This window comes from Pedobacter miscanthi, from assembly GCF_032678605.1.
GTDB lineage: Bacteria > Bacteroidota > Bacteroidia > Sphingobacteriales > Sphingobacteriaceae > Pedobacter > Pedobacter miscanthi_A.
The window spans coordinates 1-1387 of record NZ_JAVTSU010000059.1 but is presented as its reverse complement, the minus strand read 5'-3'; the positions used below and the strand labels follow the sequence as shown (position 1 = coordinate 1387).

Here is a 1387-nt window from a genome sequence, read left to right as displayed (position 1 = left end):
GGATACTTACTTCTATATTATAAACTAGACAAGGCTTCAAACTGTTCCTTATCAACATAGGATAAAACTTTTACTGTAATTTTATCATTGGTCAAGAATTTAGATATTGAAACTAAATCATTAATACCACTTCCCGAGTAAGGATCATTTTCAGTTCGATGATTCAATATGTTAATGACATGATTAATTCTTTTCGTTTTCGCTTCATGAATGTTATCAATCTTCCACTTTCCACGGTGTAATTCAAATTTAAATATTGTTGTATTTTCACTACACGAAGCCACAATATACTTAACCTCTTCATTCACTTCTCCACTTTTATTCATTTCTACAATGACTAAAGAATCAAACTTCAAATTTTCTAAGTCTTTTATACCATGTAGGCCGTTTTTAAGGAAGATCTGCCTATGAAATATTGAAATTCCAAGTTTTTGTTCCGACTTCAAAAGAAACATCAACTTTACATTTTTACTAGTATTTATATCCAAGGAGGTCTGTTTTTCCCATAATTGAAATGTGGAAACATTCAACACATCGTGAAAATTCCTATTACATTTACTCTCATCAGTACAAGCCGTAAGAGTTAGCAAACCTAAAATTAGTGTTATTTTATACTTCATTATGGTACGATTTGAGGCATAGCTCTTGCTTTAGCTCCTTGTTCTCTCCTTATAGGGTTATCTACATTTTTTCTGATATTATATTCATCTTTAGTCATATAGCGTCGCTCCCCATTGTCTGGATCGTTAACTATAACTGTACCTTGTTGCACACTTGTTGGGTTATCATAATCAACACTATTTACCTTTCCATTTATTCCGTCCCTTGCATGTCCAAGTTCATGTGCAAGACCAACTTGTGCTGGTCTACCAGTAGTACCATCTGCATTGACAATCCCTGTACCTGGATCAACAGGGTTATAGTTAATTGTCGAAGGACTGCCCCCGCTAACTTTTCCGCTAGCCTTTTCTGTACTGGCAAATGTTGTCATATTACCCGTTCCTTCTGTATTTTTAATAACCGTTTTGTGTTCGCTTTTTATTAAATCTCTAACTAAATCTGTTCCAACAGGCTTATTTCTTACTGTAGGAGTACCGATTGTTAAATGACCATCATTCTTCATGGTCAATTTTTGATTAGTTAAGGATTGCAGGTGCTTAAATACTTGCAATCTATATTCTTTTGTTCCCAGGATAATAATATCTTTTGGAATCATCCCATCAGGATCCACAAAGCTAATAGGATTATCAAAGGCATAATTGTAAGGCGAATACCTCCTCATCTTCTCCGCCAGCGGATCCACTACGTTCCAGCGCCCGATGATTGGGTCATAGAACCTTGCCCCGTAATCATACTGCCTACCACAACTTTTCAGCCGTTTTTCAGC

General features: G+C 35.5%; 2 protein-coding genes. Both read right to left on the bottom strand.

What is annotated here, in order from left to right; translation table 11 throughout:
- Window positions 1–17 precede the first annotated feature (17 nt).
- Window positions 18–620, bottom strand: a complete 603-nt coding sequence (locus tag R2R28_RS29045; protein ID WP_316829161.1) for a hypothetical protein — start codon at window positions 618–620, stop codon at window positions 18–20.
- On the bottom strand, window positions 620–1387 hold a 768-nt coding region (locus tag R2R28_RS29040), incomplete at its 5' end, for a M91 family zinc metallopeptidase (protein ID WP_316829160.1). The genes R2R28_RS29045 and R2R28_RS29040, both read right to left, overlap by 1 nt.

Excerpts from the sequence above, each read along its gene's own strand:
- R2R28_RS29045 (WP_316829161.1), bottom strand. The coding sequence starts at position 620 with ATGAAGTATAAAATAACACTAATTTTAGGTTTGCTAACTCTTACGGCT.